Genomic DNA, 21,108 nt, shown 5'->3' with positions numbered 1-21,108 from the left:
GGGCCTGAGTGGAGCAATTATAGCGGCGCGCAGGCAGCGCTCTGAACCGCGCGCCGGGCAAGCAATCTCATCTTAGCGAGTCCCTCACCTGCAGCGCCGCCGATCCGGTCGATAATGCGCGCCTTCCCCCTTACCGCAGCAGGAGTTCCCATGGGTCACTGGACCACGCTCGACACCCCCGACGGCCAGGTCGCCGCCTGGCACGCCACCCCGACCACCAGCCCACGCGGCGGCTTGGTGGTGATCCAGGAAATCTTCGGCGTCAACGAACATATCCGCGCGGTGGCCGACGACTACGCCGCGCGCGGCTACGAAGTGCTGGCGCCGGCCTTCTTCGACCTGGAAGAGAAGGACGTGCAACTGCCCTACGACCAGGAGAGCCTGCAGCGCGGTCTGGCACTGGCCAATGCGGTCGGCCTGGAGCGCGCGGTGGAGGTGGTCAAATCCGCTGCCACCCTGCTCAGCCGCGCCGGCAAGGTCGGCACCGTGGGCTATTGCTGGGGCGGCTCGGTGGCGCTGCTGTCGGCGATCCGCCTGGGGCTGCCCTCGGTGAGCTATTACGGCGGCCGCAACACCCAGCTGCTGGACGAAACTCCGACCGCACCGGTGATGTTCCACTTCGGTGAGCAGGACAGCAGCATTCCGCCCGAGGCGATCCAGGCCCACCGCGAGAAGCTGCCGCAGATGGAGACCTTCGTGTATCCCGCCGGCCACGCCTTCAACCGCAGCATCGACCCGAACCACTACGACGCCGACAGCGCCGAGCGTGCGCTGCAACGCACCCTGGGCTTCTTCGAAGCGCATCTGGGATGAGCGAGGTCGCAGCAGGCATGTCCGAGGCGAGCGGCTTCCAGCTCGATGCGCGGCTGGCCGCCGACAGCGTGTTCGTCGCCGACGGACCGCTGTCGCAGGTGCGGCTGATGGACGACAGCCGCTTCCCATGGCTGCTGCTGGTGCCGCGGGTGGCCGATGCCAGCGAGTGGATCGATCTGGACGGCGGCCAGCAGCGCCTGTTGCTGGCCGAGATCAATCAGCTCTCGCAGCTGCTGCGGGTCGAGCCCGGCGTCGCCAAGCTCAATATCGGCGCGCTGGGCAACATCGTGCAGCAGTTGCATGTGCACCTGGTCGGCCGGCATCCGGGCGATGCGGCTTGGCCCGGCCCGGTGTGGGGCAGCGGCAGCGCGCAGCGCTTCGACCCCGATACGCTGCAGCAGCGTGTCGCTGCATGGGCGCAGCGGCTACGATAGGCGCCCGCCTCACAACCACCTTCCCGCATGAAATCCAATGTCGTCGCCGCACTGATCCTGATCCTCGTCGGCCTGCTGTTCCTGGCCAACAACCTGGGCTGGACCAATGTCAGTCTTGGCCGGCTGATCGCCACCTGGTGGCCGGCGGCGTTGGTCGCCTGCGGTGTGGGGATGTTGTTTGGGCGCGGCAAGTAGTCGGGAATCGGGAATCGGGATTGGGGAATCGTGAGAGCGGGCTTCAGGCGCTGTTGATTCCCTGGTTTGCCTCGCTGTCTTGCAAGCGACTAGCCCTGATTGCGCGGCGCTGCGGGCTGGCGGCTAATTCGCCAACTGGTGCCCTGACTGGCAGTCGCCGTTGCCGACATGACGTTTGTCATTCGCACGTGTTGACTTCCGGCACCTGATCGGCAGGCGCATTGCGCGCAGCATGGCCTCCTACCTACCGAGGACGCCACCATGCACTACCGCCTGATCCCTGCCCTGTTCCTGATCACGCTGGGCACGCTGTTTCTGCTGGACAACCTCGAGCTGGCCCGTCTCGATGTGGGCCACCTGGTGTCGACCTGGTGGCCGGCGTTGCTGATCGCCGCGGGCGTACGCCACCTGCTGCGCTACCGCGAGCGGGCGGCCGCCACCTGCTGAAGGCGCGGCCGCACCACGGCATCAGGTGCGCGGCAGGGTCACGCCGGTCTGGCCCTGGTACTTGCCGCCGCGGTCCTTGTACGAGGTCTCGCAGACTTCGTCGGACTGGAAGAACAGCATCTGCGCCACGCCTTCGTTGGCGTAGATGCGCGCCGGCAGCGGCGTGGTGTTGCTGAATTCCAGCGTGACGTGGCCTTCCCACTCCGGTTCCAGCGGGGTCACGTTGACGATGATGCCGCAACGCGCATAGGTGCTCTTGCCCAGGCACACCACCAGGGTGTCGCGCGGGATGCGGAAGTATTCCACCGTCCGCGCCAGCGCAAAGCTGTTCGGCGGGATGATGCACACATCCGATTCGATATCGACAAAGCTGCCCGGGTCGAAGTGCTTGGGGTCGACGATCGTCGAGTTGATGTTGGTGAAGATCTTGAACTCGCGCGAGCAGCGCACGTCGTACCCGTAGCTGGAGGTGCCGAAGCTGACGATGCGCTGGCCGGCGGCATCGTGCTTGATCTGCCCGGGTTCGAACGGCTCGATCATCGCGTGCTGTTCGGCCATGCGCTTGATCCAGCGGTCGCTCTTGATGCTCATGCGGTGTTCCTTGAAGACGAAAGGCGGCAGGCCGAGCGGCCCGCGCGAAAGGCAGCGAATTCTAGCAAGCGGCCGGCACCAACGGCCGGCCTGCGCGCTACAGCAACGACGCCGAAATCGGGATGCTGGCGCGCGGGCGCTTGCCCAGCTCCTCGGACAGCCGCGCGGCGGCAGCCAGATAGGCCCGCGCTGCCGCCGACTCCGGCGCGGCCACCACGATCGGCTGGCCGGCATCGCCCTGCTCGCGGATCGCAATCGCCAATGGCAACGACCCGAGCAAGGGCACACCGTATTGCGCGGCCATGCGCTCGCCGCCGCCTTCGCCGAACAGGTGCTCGCGGTGACCACAGCTGGAGCAGGTATGCACCGCCATGTTCTCGACGATGCCAAGCACCGGCACCTCGACCTTTTCGAACATCTTCAAGGCCTTGCGCGCGTCCAGCGTGGCGATGTCCTGCGGCGTGGTGACGATCACCGCACCGGCCACCGGGATCTTCTGCGACAAGGTCAGCTGGATGTCGCCGGTGCCCGGCGGCAGGTCGATCAGCAGGTAATCCAGGTCGTCCCACAGTGTGTCGTTGAACAGCTGGGTCAGCGCCGAGGTTGCCATCGGCCCGCGCCAGATCATCGGCGTGTCCTGGTCGACCAGCAAGCCGATCGACATCGCCTCGATGCCGAACGCGCGCAAGGGCTCGATCGACTTGTTGTCCGGGCTGTCCGGCCGCCCGCTCAGGCCCAGCATCGCCGGCACGCTCGGCCCATAGATATCCGCGTCCAGCACGCCCACGCGTGCGCCCTGCTGACGCAAGGCCAGCGCCAGATTCACCGCCGTGGTGGATTTGCCCACCCCACCCTTGCCGGAGCCGACCGCGATCACATTGCGGATCCGCGGATGCGGCGCCAACGCGCCCTGCACCGCATGCGCGGGGATTCTGCGTTCGCCGGTCATGCGCATGCGCTCCGGGAGAGATCGATCGCCTTGCTTGAAGCGCGTTGCACCATCGTCGTCATTGTCTGCCTGATTGCTCGTGCTGGCGCCGCAGCGATGGCTGCATCGCCAGCCGCAGCGCTGGAAAGGTCGTCAGTTTACCCAGTCCGGCCACAGGCAGACGCGTTGCAAGCCGTCAGCAGCCAGGCGCGCCGCAGACTCACGCACGTGTCGACCAATGACAAATTTCACAAATGTGGACACATGATTAAGGAATTGTTACGTTCGAATTCCAGTTCAGCCAGCGCTCAGCGAGCGCGACTGTTTCGCCAAATCCCAGCGAGGAATCCGCAAGGTCATGTCGAGTCGTCTTCCGCAACACACCCAGCGTCATCGTTTGAGCACCGCGTTGTTTGCCGTGCTGGCCGCCTCTGCCGGCCACGCCGCCGCGCAGTCGGAAAGCGGAGTCGCGCCCGGCACCACCGATCTGGACAAGGTCACCGTCACCGGCTCGCGCATTGCGCGTACCGGCTTTGTCACGCCCTCGCCGGTCACTGCGATCAGCGCCGAGGAAATCCGCGCCACCGGCGCGACCACCATCAGCGATCTGATGGCACGCATGCCCGCGCTGGCACCGAGCTACACGCTGGGCAACTCCACCCGCTTCATCGGCACCGCCGGGCTGGGCCTGCTCGACCTGCGCGGCATGGGCGTGGACCGCACATTGGTACTGGTCAACGGCCGCCGCCATGTTGGTTCGAGCCCGGGCTCGACCGCGGTGGACGTCAACACCATTCCGGTGGAATGGGTCGAACGCGTGGAAGTCATCACCGGTGGCGCCTCGGCCGTGTATGGCGCCGATGCGGTGGCCGGCGTGGTCAACTTCATCCTCAAGAAGAACTTCACCGGTTTCGAGACGCGTGCGCAGACCGGCCTGGCCGACGAGGGCAACTACAACCGCTCCTTCGCCAGCTTCTCGGCAGGCACCGACTTTGCGGATGGCCGCGGCAACATCGCGGTGTCCGGCGAATACAGCAAGCAGGACCGCTTCGGTCGCGGCAACCGCGCCATCGGCCGCGAATATCTGGTGTCGGTTCCGAACCCCGCGTTCGACCCGAGCCAACCGCCGAGCGAACGCAATCCGCAGAATGTGCTCAGCGGCCCGGGCGGCAATCATTCCACGTCCTACGGCGGCACCTTCAACCTGGGCACCTTCGATTTCCGCAACCCGGCCAGCTATGGCAACCGCTACCTGTTCAACCAGGACGGCAGCTTCCGCCGCAATCGCTACAACGGCCCGGTGGTCAGCAATACCTCGTGCGTGGATTGCGATTTCGTCGATCTGAATGCGGTTGCCGACCTGCAGCCCGGCTTCGATCGCAAGAGCGTCAACACCATGATCAACTTCGAGATCAGCGCGAACCATCGCCTGTTCTTCGAGGGCAAGTACAGCGAGACCGATTCGGAATTCTTCGGCCAGCCGGCATTCGACAGCTCGCTGCGCGTGCGTCGCCAGAATCCGTATATCAGCCCCGAACTCGGTGCGCTGATGGATTCGCGCGGTGCCGCCCAGATCCTGATGAACCGCTTCAATGTCGATGCCGGCCGCCGCGGCGAGAACATCGAGCGCAAGACCTACCGCGCAGTGCTCGGCGCCGAAGGCAATTTCACCGACAACTGGAGCTACGACGTGTCTGCCAACTACGGCAAGACCACGGTCGACCGCCTGAACCTCAACAACCGCATCAATGAGCGCTGGCAAGCTGGTATCGACGCCGCACGCGATGCTAGCGGCAACATCGTCTGCCGCACCACGCTGGATCCGGGCGCGATCAACCCCCACACCAACCGTGTCTATTCGGCCCTGGCGCGCGAAGGCTGCGTGCCGTTCAGTGTGTTCGGCAACGGCGCGGTGACCCCGGAAGCAGCGGCGTGGTTCAACACCACCGCGCGCTCGCAGGCCAAGATCCAGCAGACCGTGTTTAGCGCATCGGTGGCCAACAGCAACCTGCTGTCGCTGCCGGCCGGCGACATCGGGTTTGCCGGTGGCGTGGAGTACCGCAAGGAGCAGAGCGAGGAGATCACCGATCCGCTGGCGGCCTCGGGCGCGACCTTCCTCAACGCCATCCCCAATAGCGGTGGCCAGTACACCGTCAAGGAAATCTTCGTCGAGAGCACCATTCCATTGCTCGCCGGCCTGCCGGGGGTGGACCGGTTGGCGCTGGACGTGGCAGGCCGCTATTCGGACTACGACAGCATCGGCTCGACCAAGACCTGGAACGTGGGCCTGGACTGGACCATCATCCCCTCGCTGCGTCTGCGCGGCACGCTGGCACAGGCGGTGCGCGCGCCCAGCATCGGCGAGCTGTACGACTCGCAGAGCGAGAACTTCGCGACCATCAACGATCCCTGCAACTACCTGCCGACCAACACCAACCGCCCGGGCACCGCGGGCGACGTGGCATTGCGCCAGGCCAACTGCAGCGCGCTGGGCGTGCCGGTGGGCTGGATCGACACCTTCACCTCCACCCGCCCCGGCGTCAGCGGCGGCAACCCGGAGCTGAAGCCGGAGCGTGCGCGCAGCCTGTCCTATGGCCTGGTGTGGCAACCGGAGTTCTTCGAAGGCTTCGGCATGTCGATCGACTACTGGCGCATCGACCTGCAGGACGCGATCGGCACCGTGACCGCAGAGACCAATGCCACGCGTTGCGTGGACAATCCAGGTGGCATCGACAACAGCTTCTGCGGCTTCGTGCAGCGCGCCCCGCTGGGTGGATTCACCGACCCGCAGGGCCGCATCTATCCAGAGCACAGCATCATCGGCTGGCAGGCGCTCAATGAAAACCTGTCACGCTCGCGGCGTGTGGGCGTGGATCTGGAAATGGACTACCGCTTCCAGCTCGGCGAAGGCAACACCGTGCTGCGCCTGGTCGGCACCCGTTTGATCCAGTCGCGCGAATGGGTGTTCCAGGACTTTCCGGCCGAGTACGACGAGTACGTGACCTACGTGACCGACCCGCGCTGGCGCGCGCAGTTCCAGACCAAGTACAACTGGAACGAATGGCGCGCTTCGTGGGACATGAACTACGTGGACGGCAACCTGCGCGTGACACCGGAAAGCTACAACAGCAATCCGGGCTCGGCCAGCCCGATCAGGAACGGCTCGTACACCTATCACAACTTCCAGTTCGGCTATCAGTTCCCCGGCTCGAAGATCGACGTCTACCTCGGCATCGACAACGCCTTCGACAAGGATCCGCCGCGTAACTACTTTGGCTCGGACTTCACCTCTGCGCTGTACGACAACGTCGGACGGTTCTTCTATCTGGGCACGACAGTCCGGTTTTGAGGCCTGTTGACCCCCGCATCGAAAAGACCCCGTCCGACGGGGTCTTTTTTGCGTCATGTTTCAGCTGAAACCATTCAACCAGGCGCGACACTCTATTGAGGGGCACAGCCCGAATGCCGCATTCGGTTGATTGATTCGATGTCATGCCGCATCGCACGCACTGACAAAAATGAATACTCGTGCAAGTGACGTGTGCCCTCATTCGCATGCCCGGTGAATTGTGCGCAGATCCGCATATTCGGTGCGGATCTCACCCTTTTCATTAACGAATCATTCAAAGCGCTTGCGACCGAGCCCACAGATTCATTACGTTCGGGTTAAGGCCATCTGACTCTCCGATGACCGCCACTTCTCCCGATACCCAGCTGAAAGGTTAGGAATGAGCAATCAATTTCGTCGCCACGCCCTCAAGCGCACTGCTCTGGCAGTCGTGCTCGGCGCCTGTCTCGCCAACGGTGCGGTCTACGCACAGAGCACGACCGGCAGCATCTACGGTAGCGCTCCCTCGGAAGCCGGTAGCACCATCGTCGTGCAGAGCGACACCGGCCTCAGCCGCACGATCACCATCGACGCCAATGGCCGTTACAACCTCGGCTCGTTGCCGGTCGGCGCTTACACCGTGACCTTGAAGCGTGGCGATCAGGTCGTCGACACCCGCAAGAATGTGCAGTTGCGCGTCGGATCCGGCACTGAGGTGTCTTTTGCTGGCGCAGCTGCCTCTGGCGGAAACGCCGATGCAACCACGCTAGGGGCAATTACCGTCACCGCCGCCAATGCACCGAAGATCGACGTCAGCTCCACCAGCTCGCGTTCGGTGATCACGTCCCAGCAGCTTGCAACGCTTCCGCTGGGTCGTAGTGCTGAAGCAATCGCGTTGCTTGCTCCCGGTGCTGTCTCAGGTGCCGGTGCATTCAATAACGGCTCGCGCTCCGTCGTGTCTTTCGGCGGTTCGGGCGTCACCGAAAACGCGTATTACATCAATGGCTTCAACGTCAGCAATCCGCTGAGCAACCTGGGCGGCGTCAGCCTGCCCTACGGCGCTATCGACCAGCAGGAAACCTATACAGGTGGCTACAGCGCCAAATATGGTCGCTCAACGGGCGGCGTGATCAATCAGCTCGGCAAGCGCGGCACCAATGAGTGGCATTTTGGTGTGCAGGCCGTTTGGGAGCCAGATTCGCTGGCGAGTTCGCGTGGTGACGTGTGGTATCCGAACAGAACACTCCCTGATGGATACGAGTACGACACCCCTGACCAACCTGGCACTCTGTATCGCGCAGGCAAGGATAACAAGCAAACGCGTACTGTCTACAGCGCATATGCAGGTGGCCCGCTGATCGAAGACAAGCTGTTTATTTTTGTGGCTGGTGAAACTGAAAAAGTTGATGGCTTAGGGACGAACGCCAGCAATGCAAGCATCCAGGCTCGCAATAATTACGAATACAGCACGCCAAAGTTTTACGGAAAAGTCGACTGGAACATCAACGACAGCAACATCCTTGAATACACGCGCGTTCAAAACACTGATCGCCGTAGTGGCTACTACACCTCGTTCGATTACGATGGCCTAGTGAGTGGCGATCGCACCGGTACCTATCCAGACACATTCAAGATCAAAGACAGCTACGACATCTTCAAGTACACAAGCTACTTGACGGACGATCTGACCTTGAACGCTACATGGGGACGCAGCACCCAGCATAATCAGCAATTCAACCCATTTGTCTCTGGCCTACCGTTTCTGGGCACCGTTACTAGCCAGAACCCTGCACTGAATGGCGGTACGCCAATCCGCAATAATCAGGCGACCAACCGGGTGAAAGCTGACGATCCGATCAACAAGACGCGCAGCCTGCGTCTGGAGCTCAATTACCGATTGGGCGACCACGACATCACTGCCGGCGTGGACAACATGTACTTCAATGCCTATGACGAGGGCGTACGCACCACCGGTCCCGGCTACCAATGGATCTATGGACGCGCTCTCACAGAGCAGACACCAGTACGTCCAGGACTGGGCGTCGGTGCTCCCGGAGCTGGCTCCAACGGGTTCTACGCCCAACAACGTATTTTCACCACAACCACAAGCATGGCAGTGGAGCAAAAAGCGTATTACTTGGAAGATCGCTGGCAGGTTAACGACAACTGGCTGCTGACGCTGGGCATCCGCAACGACCAGTTCACCAACTTCAACAGTGATCATGTCGCCTACGTGGATAGCGGTGACCAGTGGGCTCCACGTCTAGGAGCGAGCTGGGATGTCTTTGGCGACTCATCGTTGAAGATATTCGCTAATCTCGGCCGTTACTACCTGGCGCTTCCTAATAGCGTTGCCATCCGCGGCGCGTCGGCATCTACCTATACCGATCAATATTTCACCTATACCGGCATCGACGCCAACGGCGAACCAACTGGCTTGACGCCGTTCGGGCCGGGACCGGTTTCGGCCAACGGCGAATTTGGTCAAGCACCCAATCCAGGGGCATTTGCTCCAAGCGACTTGAAGTCGCAGTACCAGGATGAATTGATTCTTGGCTTTGAAAAGACAATTGGCGAAAGTTGGAACTCCGGCGCCAAGGCAACGTATCGGAAGCTGGAAGCGGCAATCGACGACGTCTGCGACATGCACAACGATGACTACACCGCACGTGGCGACCTGAAACTTGCATCGCAAGGAATTGATCCCAGGACCATCGATACTCCGTATTGCGTTATTTTCAATCCAGGCAAGACCAATACCTATAATCTTGCAAATCGCGATGGATCGGGCTTTACCCAGCTACAGATGTCTCAATCCGACTGGGGCTTCACTGATAAAGCTAAGCGCAGCTACATTGCGGTTGATCTTTTCTTGGAACATCCGTTTGATGAGAAGTGGTACGGCCGCATCGATTACACGTGGTCACACAGCTACGGCAATACCGAAGGTCAAGTCAAGTCTGACATCGGTCAATCTGACGTTTCCAAAACACAGGACTGGGATGCTGCGGCGCTGATGTATTACGCGGGCGGTAGTCTGGCAAACGATCGCCGCCATCAGCTGAAAGCGTTCGGCGCATACCAGATCACGCCCGAATGGATGGCATCAGCCACTCTGCGCGTCATGTCAGGTACGCCAGTTTCCTGCCTTGGCTACTTCAATGATCCAGAAAATCCGGATCCGATCAGCTACGGATCGGCTTATCACTATTGCGGTGGTCAGCCCTCGCGCCCCGGTGATGCTGGCCGGACCCCCTGGATCAAGAACGTGGACCTGGGCGTCACATATCGCCCTTCGTTCGCCGAGCACAAATTTGCTCTCGGACTTCAGGTGTTCAACGTACTTAATGATCGCGCCGTCACTCGTATCGACGGAGTTTATGAGACAGATCCCGGCCTAATTTCAAACACTTATGGAATCGGCCTAGAAAACTATAGCTACAACACTCCACGTTATGTTCGTCTGTCTGCATCTTACGACTTCTGATCGCGACCACCGGAAGCGTCGTTGTGACGCTTCCGGTGACTTATTGGATTACTACAAACCCTAATCACGGTCACTCTGCAGCTTTTTTTTACAAAAATAATTCGATTCAGCCATGAATTTCCAGCTGAAAAAACGACTAAGCAACACCGTGAGCGGACTCTCTGGAAATGAAAGAAAGGAGTGGTCCCATCTGCAACCCTGTAGCGACAAGTCGCCCATCTTCCGGGGCTAATAAGGAAAAGGTACAACCCATGCCTCAAGGGAGTTGGGGCACAACAAGGAGCCAGTTGAATGAAGACAGTACTTTTGGCAGCGGTCTTTGTGGCGATGAGCGGGCTTGCTGTCACCAAGGAAGCAAACGCAGCGACTCAGTATGGCCGTACCTGGATGTGGTTCGACGCTAACGAAAACCTGGTCGGCCAGAGCATCCTGTATTGCAGTAATCAGACTGAGCATCAGGGCACGACATCGACCGTCAAGCGTGTCGTCATCAGCTATGAATGCGATACGCGTAACGTGAACTCGATCGCCTACACCGAAGTTTCGCAGCAGTTGCGCGCTGACTTCTGCGATACATGGGGGCAGGGAATGTGTGGAGACGGCCCATGGCCCAACGGCTACTTGACCAGCCCGTGGCAGCGCGGTTTATATAACTGAAAACACAGGATCTGGCTGAATGACCAGCGAGGCGGTCTGAATGGCGGTAGCGACAACCGGCTGACGGTCAGGTAGTGAATTTCTCTATCGCCCCGGCTTCCGGGGCTTCTTACGCTCGCAGAGTAGAAAGCGCTTAAGGACAGGTGTTACTTACCCAGTATCACCCGCGCCGCATTATGCCCAGGCGCTCCGGTCACCCCGCCGCCGGGATGCGTGCCGGACCCGCATAGATACAGCCCGGGCATCGCGCCGCGATAGGCGCCCTGCCCCAGCATCGGGCGTGCGCTGAAGAGTTGGTTGAGGCTGAGGGCGCCGTGAAAGATATCGCCCCCGATCAATCCGAAGATACGCTCCAGATCGAGCGGGCTGAGGATCTGCCGGCCCACCACCGAGGCGGCGAATCCGGGCGCGTAGCGCTCGACCGTGGCGATCATCAGGTCGGCGACCTCTTCGCGATGATCGTCCCAGTGCCGGCCATCCGGCAGTTGCGGTGCCACGTGCTGGCAAAACAGGCTGGCCACATGTTGTCCGGGCGGTGCCAGGGTGTCGTCCAGGGTGCTGGGAATCAACAGTTCGACCACTGGTTCGCGCGACCATCCCGAGGTGCGCGCGTCCTGCCAGGCGCGATCCATGTAGTCCAGGCTAGGAGCCAGGATGATGCCGGCGGTCAGATGATCGCCCGTGCCCGGCAACGCAGTGAAATCCGGTAGCCGCGAGAGCGCGACATTCATGCGGAACGTGCCCGATCCGCAGCGGTAATGCGCCATGCGTTCCCGTGTTGCCGCAGGGACATCTTCTGGCTGCATCAAGCGTTGATACAGCAGTTTCGGATTGACGTTGGCGACCACATGGTAGGCGCGAATCGTGTCGCCCTTTGCAGTCACCACACCGACCGCACGCCCCCGCTCCACCAGCACACGTTCCACCGCGCAGCCGGTACGAATGCTCGCGCCAGATGCGCGCGCACTGGCGGCCATCGCCTGGGTGATGGCACCCATGCCGCCGATGGCGTGGCCCCAGGCACCTTTCACGCCGTTGCTTTGCCCGAATACATGGTGCAACAACACGTAGGCCGTGCCCGGTGTGTAGGGGCTGGCGTAATTGCCGACGATGCCGTCGAAGCCGAAAAGTGCCTTGATCGGCGCGCTATCGAACCAGCGATCCAGATACTCGGCGGCCGAGATGGTGAACAGGTCGAGCAGCTCCTGCCGCAACGCGAGCGGCAATCCCTGCAGCTGCAGCCCGAGCTTGCCTGCGCGCCATAGCTGCGGCAACGCGCGCAACCATCCACCATCGCTGACATCCGGCGGTGGTTGCAATGCCAGCGCACGCAGGACATCGGCCAGTTGCTCCAGACGCGCTTCGTAGGCAGGCAGCGCAGCTGCATCACGTGCGGAGAACTTGCCGACTTCCACAGCCGTGCGCCCCGCGCCGGCCAGCAGGTACTCGCCATTGGGCAGCGGCAGGAAGTTGTTGAGGCGACGCGCGACCACGCGCAGGCCATGTTGCTCCAGGGCAAGGTCTGCGATGACCTTGGGCTGCAGCAACGACACCGTGTACGCCGCCACCGAATTGCGAAACCCCGGGTGGAATTCTTCGGTGACAGCCACGCCGCCAACCACGTCTCGCGCTTCCAGCACCAGCACCCGCTTGCCGGCCTTGGCCAGATAGGCGGCGCAGACCAGGCCGTTGTGGCCGGCGCCGATGATCAGGGCATCCAACGGTTCGGAGGCGGCAGGCATGCGCTTGTATATAGCACCGCCTGCGCAGCCAGGCCATTCGGGCAGCAGTGGCCATCTCGATCTCTGTCTGCCCGCTGGCCAGCGACATCGACGGGCAGGCCAGACGACCAGGCATACGCCGCGGAATCGGCACATCAGGAACGCGAAACGCCCGCCTGCCGCTGTGCACAGCCCCTGCGCAGCACTGTCGCCGATCCGGGCAACCTCGGGCTAGCCCCTCTACACACGCCGCACCCATGACCTTCGACACCATGCCATCCGGCTGGCGAGGCGTAGAGTGCCGGCCACAGCCCCGGCGACGGGGCGTCCCACATCTGCTCCTGGAGCCCTTTGTGATTCGTACACCTCATTTGTTGACCTTGTCCCTGGCCGTGGCCGCCGCCTTGAGCGGTTGCAAGAAATCCGAAGACGCCGCGCCGGCCGCGCCCGCGGCCGATACCGCCGCAACCACCCAGACGGCGCCCAAGACCCTGACCCTGGACCAGAGCAAGCTGCCGGCCGTGAACCAGTTCACCGCCGCCGATCTGGACCCCAACGGCAATGCCTGCACGGATTTGAATGCCTACGCCAACGCCAAGTTTTTGGCCGCCAACCCGGTGCCGGGCGATCGCACCAGCTGGGGCGCGTTCGAGATGCTCGACGAGCGCTCCAATGCGATCCAGCAGCAGCTGGTCGAACAGGCCGCAGCCGACACCGGCGCCACCGGCGTGGAGAAGATCGTCGGCGACCTGTGGTCCACCGGCATGGACGAGGCCAAGATCAATGCCCAGGGCATCGAGCCGCTGAAGCCGGAACTGGCCGCGATCGACGCCATCAGCGACCAGGCCAAGCTGGTCGACTATCTGCGCAGCAGCGCGGCCAAGGGCAACAACGAGCTGTTCGGCTTCGGCGCCGAGGCGGATTTCAAGAAGTCCAGCCAGAACATCGCCTACGCCATGCAGGGTGGCCTGGGTCTGCCGGACCCGGAGTACTACACCAGCGCCGCCAACAAGGCCAAGCTGGAGGCCTACCAGGCGCACGTGGCCAAGGTGCTGGAACTGTCCGGCGTGGCCGCGGCCGATGCCGCCGCGCAGGCCAAGCAGGTGGTCGCGTTCGAAACCCGTCTGGCCAAGGTCTCCAAGACCAGCACCCAGATGTCGCGCGATGCGTCACTGGCCTACAACCCGATCTCGCCGGCCGAAGCCGACAAGCTGACGCCCAACTGGTCGTGGACGGAGTTCTTCAAGTCGCAGGGCGTCCCCACGCCGGAGATGTTCTCGCTGGCGATCCCGGCCTTCCACCAGGAAGTGAGCAAGATGATCGCCGACACCGATCCGGCGATCTGGCGTGCCTACCTGCGCTTCCACACCGTCGATGGCGCCTCGCCGTTCCTGAGCCAGCCGTTCGTCGATGAGAATTTCGCGTTCTACAACCAGACCCTGCGCGGGCAGAAGCAAATCAAGCCGCGCTGGAAGCGCGTGCTGGCCACCATCAACAGCCAGACCGGCGAAGCGCTGGGCCAGATGTACGTCAAGGTCGCCTTCCCGGCCGATTCCAAGGCCAAGATGGAAACCCTGGTGACCAATCTGCGCACTGCGCTGAAGGCCCGCATCGAAAAGCTGGACTGGATGAGCCCGGAGACCAAGACCAAGGCGATCGCCAAGTGGGAGAGCTTCACGCCCAAGATCGGCTACCCGGAAAAGTGGCGCGAGTGGAACGGCTTGACCACCAGCCGCGACAGCTACCTGGGCAACGTGATGGCCGCGTCCGAGTACAACTACAAGTGGAACCTGTCCAAGATCGGCAAGCCGGTGGACAAGACCGAATGGGGCATGAGCCCGCAGACGGTCAACGCCTACTACAACCCGCTGCAGAACGAGATCGTGTTCCCGGCCGCGATCCTGCAGCCGCCGTTCTTCGACCCGAATGCGCCGGAGGAAATGAACTACGGCGGCATCGGTGCGGTGATCGGGCATGAGATGACCCACGGCTACGACGACCAGGGCAGCCGCTTCGGTGCCGACGGCAACTTCATCGCCGATCCGGGCTGGTGGACGCAGAAGGACCTGGACGCGTTCAAGGCGCGCACCGGCAAGCTGGTCGCGCAGTTCGACGGCTATCGCACCCCGGCCGGCGACAAGGTCAAGGGCGACCTGACCCTGGGCGAAAACATCGCCGACCTGGGCGGCCTCAACACCGCCTACGACGCGATGAAGACCGCCACCGCCGGCAAGGACGATCCCAAGACCGACGGCATCACCCGTGACCAGCGCTTCTTCCTCAACTGGGCCACGGTGTGGCGCCGCAACTTCACTCCGGAAGAACTGGTGGTGCGCCTGAAGACCGATCCGCATGCACCGGCCAACTTCCGCGCCATCGGCGCGCCGTCGAACATGCCGGCGTTTGCCGCCGCGTTCTCGTGCAAGGCCGGCGATCCGATGGTGCGCCAGGGCGACAAGCAGGTGGTGATCTGGTAATTGCACGGTAGCTGCAAACAACGGGGGGCGGCGATCGAGAGATCGTCGCCCCTTTTGTTTTGCGGCAGTGGAATGTGATGCCGCCAAGATCGCGCGCTACGCCTGCAGGTGGCAGATTCAAGACGTGCATCGCGCATCGGACGCGGCTTGCTGCAGGTGGCGCAACTTACGCAGGCCGCCTCTCTTTGCGTCTCCCCTTGCCATTTACACCCTCAGGCGGCCTGCCACGGCGCACTCTTGTTCCTTTTTCGGGCCATGCCATCGGGCATCGGTGCCCCACCCCTCGTCGCCTTCAAAACAAGTCTCAATAAAGCTCAAGCCTGCGTGCCGGCACGGCAGCGCCCGCCTATCCTCGGCGCTCCTTCCTGCCCATTTCCGCCATGTCAGCCATCAAGACCTCGACACTCGCCCTCAGCCTGCTGATCGCACTGGCCGGCTGCAAGCGTGCATCCGACGACGGCAGCGCCACGAAGACGCCGGACACGCTGGCGCCTGCGGCGACCCTCGCCCCATCCAAGTCGGCGCTGGACATCGGCGAACTGGATCCGACAACAAGCGCGTGCCAGGACCTGGACAACTTCGTCAACGAAAAATGGCGCAAGGCCAACCCGATACCGGCAGATCGCACCAGTTGGGGCGTCAGCGACATCCTGACTGAACAAAGCGAACTCGTGCAGCGTGAGATCGCTGAAGCCGCAGCCAAGCAAGCAGGCGCACAGGCCGATCCGGTGGCCCGCAAGATCGGCATGCTTTATGCGTCGGGCATGGACGAAGCCGCGATCGAGGCTGCGGGTGACCAACCGATCCGTCGGCAACTGGAAGCCATCGCCGCGCTGACCTCCGGCAGGCAGGTCGCCGATTACATCACCGGCCGCTACGCAGAGGGCGACGCGCAGGTCTTCTACTTCGGCGCCGGCGCCGATTTCCACACGGCGGACATGCAGATTGCCTTTGCCACCGAGGGCGGCCTGGGTTTGCCGACCAAGGAGTACTACAGCGCCGCCGAGTACGCGCCCATCCGTGCGGCGTATCTGGACTACATCGCCAAGTCGCTCGAACTCACCGGCATTGCCAAAGACGCAGCGCGTGCGCAAGCCAACGACGTGCTTGCGCTGGAAACGCGCCTGGCGGCTGCTACGTTGAGCCGGGTCGAGGCACGTCAACCGCAGAATCAGTATCACTTCGTCAGCCTGGCCGAAGCGGACAAACTGACGCCGCACTTCTCCTGGACGCGCTTCTTCGCCGCCCAGGGCGTGGACGCAGGGTCCGGCTTCTCGCTGTCGCATCCGCGCTTCTTCGCAGAGTTCGACCGCCAGCTCGCCAGCGCTCCGATCGCGCAGTGGCAGGCCTACCTGCGCTTCCATACCATCGACGATGCATCCGGCGACCTCAGCAAGCCCTTCGCCGACAACAACTTTGCGTTCTACGGCAAGACGCTGCACGGGCAACCGGAACAGGAACCCCGCTGGAAGCGCGTGCTGCGCAGGGTCAATACCAGCATGGGCGAAGGCCTAGGCCAGCTGTATGTGGCCAGGATGTTCACCCCCGAAGCCAAGCAGCGCGCCAGCGAGCTGGTGGACAACATTCGCGCTGCGCTCAAGGTGCGTATCGAACACGTCGACTGGATGAGCGCGCAGACCAAGGCCAAGGCCCTGGCCAAGTGGCAAACCTTCCAGCCGAAGATCGGCTACCCCGATACCTGGCGCGACTGGTCCGGGCTGGAGATCGTTCCCGGCGCGTACCACCGCAATCTGCAGGCGGCGGCCACATTCAACTATCGCTACGACATCGCCCAGATCGGCAAGCCGACCGACCGCACCCGTTGGGCGATGACCCCGCAGACCGTCAACGCCTACTACGACCCCAGCGCCAACTCCATCAACTTCCCGGCAGGCATCCTGCAGCCACCGTTCTTCGACCCCAAGGCCGACGATGCCCTCAACTATGGCGGTATCGGTGCAACGATCGGGCATGAAGCCATGCACGGCTTCGACGACCAGGGCAGCCAGTTCGATGGTGCGGGCAACAACGTGAACTGGTGGACGCCACAGGATCGCAAGGTATTCGAGCAGCGGGCCGACGCCCTGGTTCGACAGTTCGATGCCTACGCTCCACTGCCCGACCACCCGGACCTGCACGTCAATGGCAAGCTCACCCTTGGCGAAAACATCGCCGATCTGGGCGGCACCAATGTCGCCTACGACGCGCTACAGGCGGCATTGCGGGCGCATCCCGAGCGGGCAGCCGCCATCGATGGCTACACCCCGGATCAACGCTTTTTCCTGGGGTTTGCGCTCAGCTGGCGCGGGCAGATGCGTGAGAAGCAGCAACTGGTCGATCTGGCAAGCAACCTGCATGCCCCCGACAACCTGCGCGCGAACGCCTCGCCGTCCAACATGCCGCAGTTCGCCCACGCCTTCGCCTGCAAGCCCGGCGATGCGATGGTGCGCCCGGACAAGGACCGCGTGGTGATCTGGTAACCGGCTGCAAGCGCTTCCACCTACCCACCACTGACCGCACAGGCCCGCACACGCGGGCCTGTCGCGTTCACGCAAACGCCCAGCAGCGGAGACGAACGGCAGCGGACACATGCCTGCGCAGCACGCAGCCTTGCTAAACTCCGCCGACTTCAATCTGGCCACCCGTCTTCTCGATGCCCACCATTCGTCCGCTTGCCCTCGCTCTTGGCTTCAGCCTGATCACGCTGCTGTCCGCCCCCGACGCCGACGCCGCTCGCAAGAAGAAGGCTGCCCCCAAGGCCCCGGCCGTCTCGGCGGCCTGCACCAACTTCTACGATTACGCCAACGCCGGCTGGCTGAAGGCCAACCCGATGCCGCAGGCTGGTGCCGTCACCGCATTGGGCCAGCTGTCCGAGCGCGCGCTGCAGCAGCAACGCGACTTGCTGGATGCGTCGATGAAGGCGCCGCAGGGCAACGTGCAGAAACTGCTCGGCGACTTCTGGGCCAGCGGCCTGGATGAGGCCGCCGTGGAAAAGGACGGCTCCAATCCGATCGCCCCCTTGCTGTCGCGCATCGATGCGATCAAGAAGGCCAAGGATGTGCCCGCTTCCATCGCCGCACTGCACCAGGTCGGCATCCCGGTCGGCTTCAACTTCGGCCCGGACGTGGACCTGAAGGCGCTCGACCGCCACATCGGCTACTTCATGCAGGGCGGCATGGGCCTGCCCGACCCGGCCTTCTACACCCGCACCGATGCCGACACCCAGGCGCTGATGGGCCGCTACCGCGCCTACGTCAAGCAGATCCTGGCGCTCACCGGCACCGCCGCCGACAAGCTCGACGCCGATGCCGCCTCGGTGCTGCAGATCGAGACCGCGCTGGCACGCAGCGCGCAGTCGGTGCAGGGCATCAACAACCCGTTCAACAACTACGCCCCGATCGCCACCAAGGAGCTGACCAAGCAGTACAAGAACCTGCGCCTGGCCGACTTCCTGGAAGCGCAGGGCGTCAAGGACGACCTGGTGTCGATGGCCGACCCGGCCATGTTCAAGCAGCTCGACAGCATGATCGTCAGCATCAAGCCGGAACAGTGGAAGGCCTATCTGCGCTGGCGCGTGGGCGATGCGATGGCGCCGTACCTGTCCAAGAGCTTTCACGATGCCGAGTACCAGTTCCGCGGCCGTCTGCTGCGTGGCGATGCCCTGCCGCCGCAGCGCTGGCAGCAGGTGCTGGACGCGATCAACATCGCCGCCGGCCCGATGCTCGGCCGCGAATACGTGGCGCGCTATCTGAGCAGCGACACGCGCCGCCAGGCCGAAGCCATCGCCGACCAGATGCGCGACGCGCAGCTGGCCGCGCTGGAGCGCACCGGCTGGGGCAACGGTGAGGTAGTGGCCGAAGCCAAGGCCAAGCTGTCGGCGATGAAGATCGAAGTCGGCGCGCCGCGTCGCGATCTGGATTACACCGTGCAGCCGATGGGCCGCGGCAGCTTCGGCGGCAACATGCTGATCGCCTCGACCTGGCGTCACCGCGAGGAGATGAAGCGCATCGGCAAGGGCAACGCCGACCGTCGTTGGGACGTGCTGCCGCAGCAGCCGGCAGTGGCCTACGACATCGCGCAGAACCGCCTGATCATCACTGCCGCCGTGCTGCAGCCGCCGGTGCTCACCGCCGGCAGCACGCCGGCCGCGCAGTACGGCGCCTACGGCGCGCTGGTCGCCCACGAAATCACCCGTGCCATCGACGCCAAGGGTTCGCTGGTGGATGCCAAGGGCGAATTGCGCAGCTGGTGGACGCCGGCCGAAAAGACCAGCTGGACCCTGCTGACCGGCAAGGTGGCCGAGCAGTTTGGCGCCTACCCGTATCCGGGCGTGCCCAACGTCAAGGTCAACGGCGCGCAGACCGCCGAAGAAAACCTGGCCGATCTGGCCGGTATCGAACTGGCCTGGCAGGCCTTCAGCAAGGCACAGCCCGCCGCCACCGAGGCCGACAAGCAGGCCTTCTTCACCGCCTGGGCCGGCTTGTGGGCCCAGCAGCTGTCGCCAAACGAAGCGGTGCAGCGCGCCAGCGCCGACATCCGTGCACCGGGCCAGTGGCGCACCAACGGCCCGCTGTCCAACCTGCCCGAGTTCGGTGCGGCGTTCAGCTGCAAGGCCGGCCAGCCGATGCAGCGCGTGGATGCCGAGCAGTTGAAGATCTGGCGCTGATTCAGGCGCCAGGACGTCACTGGCCATCAACGCACGGTGGCAGGCAATGAAAAAGAGCGCGGAATCCGCGCTCTTTTTTTGTCTCCGGCGTTTATCGATCTGCCTACCAGCCTGAAACACCCTGGTCGTAGGAGCGGACCTGGCCGCGACAAGGCTTTACCGGTAAACCGCCGTCGCGGCCAGGTCCGCTCCTACGAGGCGATGCGCTGCCGGACCTCAGCGCACCACGCGCAGCGGCGGCTTGCGCCCCTTGCCACCGCCCTTCCTGCCGCCGCTGCCGCCAAACGGCGACTGCCCGCGCCAGTAACGGATCATCAGCCAGCCGAACAGCATGCCGCCCAGATGCGCGAAGTGGGCCACGCCCGGCTGCCAGCCGGTTGCGCCCAGGAACAGCTCGATCGCACCGAACACGATCACGAAGGTGCGCGCCTTCATCGGGATCGGCGGAAACAGCAACATCACCCGCTGATTCGGAAACAGCATGCCGTAGGCCAGCAACAGGCCGAACACACCGCCCGACGCACCTACCACCGGCGCCCCGCTCTGGGTGAACCAGGCCATCAGCAACTGGCACACGCCGGCACCGGCCACGCACACCAGGTAGTAGGTCAGAAAGCGCTTCTGGCCCCAGGTCTGCTCCAGTGCCGCGCCGAACATGAAAAGCGCCAGCATGTTGAAGAACAGATGGTTGAAGCCGCCATGCAGGAATGCATAGGTCAGCAACTGCCACGGCATGAAGCTGGCGCCGGGCGAAAACGCATCGAAGCCGTTGGAGATCGGCCACAGCATCAGCGACGACAGCGCCGCATCGGAGGGCAGCACGCCGGCGCCCAGGTCGCCAAGTGCCCATTGCAGCAGGAACAAGCCAATATTGGCGATCAACAACGCTTTGGTGACGGGCGGCAGTTGGGGCATGACGGCATCCTTCGGAATGCCAACCATCATAACGTCAGGCTTATGAAGGTCCCCACACGGCGGCATCCAGCCGCTGCGCGGCACTGGCGCGGCGCACCCGGCCCTGCTCGACCGCCACGCCTTCGGCACGCAGCCGCCGACATTGCTCACGGTAGCCGGACGAGCCGTCCGGCAATGCGATCCGGCCATCGCTGCGCAGCACCCGGTGCCAGGGCAGGTGCGGATCGTCATTGCCGCTGAGCACGCGGGCCACCAGCCGCGCCCGCCCGGGCAGGCCGGCGCGCAGAGCCACCTCGCCATAGCCTGCGACCTGACCGGAAGGAATTGCGCGAATCGCGGCCAGGATGCGCAGTCGCGCCTGTTCGCTGGAGAGCGCCGCGCCGTGGGAGCCGGCGCGCGCAGGTGGGCCGGCAGGGGGAAGCGTCACTGGTTTGCGGGGCTTGGACATC

At 63.4% G+C, this 21,108-nt stretch carries 15 protein-coding genes; 10 read left to right on the top strand and 5 right to left on the bottom strand.

What is annotated here, in order from left to right; genetic code table 11:
* Positions 1-150 precede the first annotated feature (150 nt).
* The 4 genes from EO174_RS08930 (at position 151) to EO174_RS08915 (ending at position 1,889) form a co-directional block, all read left to right on the top strand.
* Positions 151-813, top strand: a complete 663-nt coding sequence (locus EO174_RS08930; RefSeq protein ID WP_104581935.1) for a dienelactone hydrolase family protein — start codon at positions 151-153, stop codon at positions 811-813.
* A complete protein-coding gene (locus EO174_RS08925) occupies positions 810-1,247 on the top strand; it encodes an HIT family protein (protein WP_119128514.1) in 438 nt (145 codons plus the stop codon). Before EO174_RS08930 ends, EO174_RS08925 begins: the two co-directional genes overlap by 4 nt.
* Before the next feature lie 27 nt (positions 1,248-1,274).
* Positions 1,275-1,442, top strand: a complete 168-nt coding sequence (locus EO174_RS08920; protein WP_006452352.1) for a DUF5668 domain-containing protein — start codon at positions 1,275-1,277, stop codon at positions 1,440-1,442.
* Between the two features lie 261 nt (positions 1,443-1,703).
* Positions 1,704-1,889: a DUF5668 domain-containing protein gene (locus EO174_RS08915; RefSeq protein WP_126943916.1), complete on the top strand. Its 186-nt coding sequence runs from the start codon at positions 1,704-1,706 to the stop codon at positions 1,887-1,889.
* 21 nt (positions 1,890-1,910) lie between these two features.
* Here EO174_RS08915 and dcd read toward each other — a convergent pair whose 3' ends face one another.
* A complete protein-coding gene (gene dcd, locus EO174_RS08910) occupies positions 1,911-2,480 on the bottom strand; it encodes a dCTP deaminase (protein WP_010366727.1) in 570 nt (189 codons plus the stop codon).
* 97 nt (positions 2,481-2,577) lie between these two features.
* Positions 2,578-3,429, bottom strand: coding sequence for an iron-sulfur cluster carrier protein ApbC (gene apbC / locus EO174_RS08900; RefSeq protein ID WP_104581933.1), 852 nt, complete (start codon positions 3,427-3,429; stop codon positions 2,578-2,580).
* 337 nt (positions 3,430-3,766) lie between these two features.
* On the opposite strand from apbC, the gene EO174_RS08895 reads away from it, so the two are divergent.
* From EO174_RS08895 to EO174_RS08885, 3 genes are all read left to right on the top strand, one after another.
* On the top strand, positions 3,767-6,757 hold the full coding sequence (locus tag EO174_RS08895) for a TonB-dependent receptor (protein ID WP_126943913.1): 2,991 nt from the start codon (positions 3,767-3,769) through the stop codon (positions 6,755-6,757).
* Between the two features lie 379 nt (positions 6,758-7,136).
* Positions 7,137-10,223 (top strand): TonB-dependent receptor, encoded by a 3,087-nt coding sequence (locus EO174_RS08890; RefSeq protein WP_126943910.1) that lies wholly within the window; start codon positions 7,137-7,139, stop codon positions 10,221-10,223.
* A gap of 291 nt (positions 10,224-10,514) precedes the next feature.
* Positions 10,515-10,880: a DUF6289 family protein gene (locus EO174_RS08885; RefSeq protein WP_126943907.1), complete on the top strand. Its 366-nt coding sequence runs from the start codon at positions 10,515-10,517 to the stop codon at positions 10,878-10,880.
* Positions 10,881-11,026: 146 nt separating this feature from the next.
* Here the strand turns inward: EO174_RS08885 and EO174_RS08880 are convergent, their stop codons facing one another.
* Entirely contained in the window at positions 11,027-12,622 is a 1,596-nt protein-coding gene (locus tag EO174_RS08880; protein ID WP_126943904.1) for an NAD(P)/FAD-dependent oxidoreductase, read from the bottom strand.
* 353 nt (positions 12,623-12,975) lie between these two features.
* On the opposite strand from EO174_RS08880, the gene EO174_RS08875 reads away from it, so the two are divergent.
* From EO174_RS08875 to EO174_RS08865, 3 genes are all read left to right on the top strand, one after another.
* A complete protein-coding gene (locus EO174_RS08875) occupies positions 12,976-15,078 on the top strand; it encodes a M13-type metalloendopeptidase (RefSeq protein WP_164740157.1) in 2,103 nt (700 codons plus the stop codon).
* 380 nt (positions 15,079-15,458) lie between these two features.
* The gene (locus EO174_RS08870; RefSeq protein WP_126943901.1) at positions 15,459-17,558 is read left to right on the top strand and encodes a M13 family metallopeptidase; all 2,100 of its coding nucleotides are present in this window, start codon (positions 15,459-15,461) and stop codon (positions 17,556-17,558) included.
* A gap of 173 nt (positions 17,559-17,731) precedes the next feature.
* Positions 17,732-19,744, top strand: coding sequence for a M13 family metallopeptidase (locus EO174_RS08865; protein WP_126943693.1), 2,013 nt, complete (start codon positions 17,732-17,734; stop codon positions 19,742-19,744).
* A 216-nt stretch (positions 19,745-19,960) separates the two neighbouring features.
* Here the strand turns inward: EO174_RS08865 and EO174_RS08860 are convergent, their stop codons facing one another.
* Both EO174_RS08860 and EO174_RS08855 read right to left on the bottom strand, forming a co-directional pair.
* Entirely contained in the window at positions 19,961-20,659 is a 699-nt protein-coding gene (locus EO174_RS08860) for a rhomboid family intramembrane serine protease (RefSeq protein WP_026064941.1), read from the bottom strand.
* A gap of 40 nt (positions 20,660-20,699) precedes the next feature.
* Complete coding sequence (locus EO174_RS08855; protein ID WP_119131279.1) at positions 20,700-21,107, bottom strand: MGMT family protein; 408 nt, start codon at positions 21,105-21,107, stop codon at positions 20,700-20,702.
* Between the last annotated feature and the right edge of the window lies 1 nt (position 21,108).

It is taken from the genome of Xanthomonas sp. BRIP62418, assembly GCF_003993495.1.
In the GTDB taxonomy this organism is placed as follows: Bacteria; Pseudomonadota; Gammaproteobacteria; order Xanthomonadales; family Xanthomonadaceae; genus Xanthomonas; species Xanthomonas euroxanthea.
The sequence above is the reverse complement of the archived record's forward strand: the minus strand, read 5'-3'. Positions and strand labels throughout refer to the sequence as shown.

Excerpts from the sequence above, each read along its gene's own strand:
- EO174_RS08930 (WP_104581935.1), top strand. The coding sequence starts at position 151 with ATGGGTCACTGGACCACGCTCGACACCCCCGACGGCCAGGTCGCCGCC.
- EO174_RS08925 (WP_119128514.1), top strand. The coding sequence starts at position 810 with ATGAGCGAGGTCGCAGCAGGCATGTCCGAGGCGAGCGGCTTCCAGCTC.
- EO174_RS08920 (WP_006452352.1), top strand. The coding sequence starts at position 1,275 with ATGAAATCCAATGTCGTCGCCGCACTGATCCTGATCCTCGTCGGCCTG.
- EO174_RS08915 (WP_126943916.1), top strand. The coding sequence starts at position 1,704 with ATGCACTACCGCCTGATCCCTGCCCTGTTCCTGATCACGCTGGGCACG.
- dcd (WP_010366727.1), bottom strand. The coding sequence starts at position 2,480 with ATGAGCATCAAGAGCGACCGCTGGATCAAGCGCATGGCCGAACAGCAC.
- apbC (WP_104581933.1), bottom strand. The coding sequence starts at position 3,429 with ATGACCGGCGAACGCAGAATCCCCGCGCATGCGGTGCAGGGCGCGTTG.
- EO174_RS08895 (WP_126943913.1), top strand. The coding sequence starts at position 3,767 with ATGTCGAGTCGTCTTCCGCAACACACCCAGCGTCATCGTTTGAGCACC.
- EO174_RS08890 (WP_126943910.1), top strand. The coding sequence starts at position 7,137 with ATGAGCAATCAATTTCGTCGCCACGCCCTCAAGCGCACTGCTCTGGCA.
- EO174_RS08885 (WP_126943907.1), top strand. The coding sequence starts at position 10,515 with ATGAAGACAGTACTTTTGGCAGCGGTCTTTGTGGCGATGAGCGGGCTT.
- EO174_RS08880 (WP_126943904.1), bottom strand. The coding sequence starts at position 12,622 with ATGCCTGCCGCCTCCGAACCGTTGGATGCCCTGATCATCGGCGCCGGC.
- EO174_RS08870 (WP_126943901.1), top strand. The coding sequence starts at position 15,459 with ATGTCAGCCATCAAGACCTCGACACTCGCCCTCAGCCTGCTGATCGCA.
- EO174_RS08865 (WP_126943693.1), top strand. The coding sequence starts at position 17,732 with ATGCCCACCATTCGTCCGCTTGCCCTCGCTCTTGGCTTCAGCCTGATC.
- EO174_RS08860 (WP_026064941.1), bottom strand. The coding sequence starts at position 20,659 with ATGCCCCAACTGCCGCCCGTCACCAAAGCGTTGTTGATCGCCAATATT.
- EO174_RS08855 (WP_119131279.1), bottom strand. The coding sequence starts at position 21,107 with ATGTCCAAGCCCCGCAAACCAGTGACGCTTCCCCCTGCCGGCCCACCT.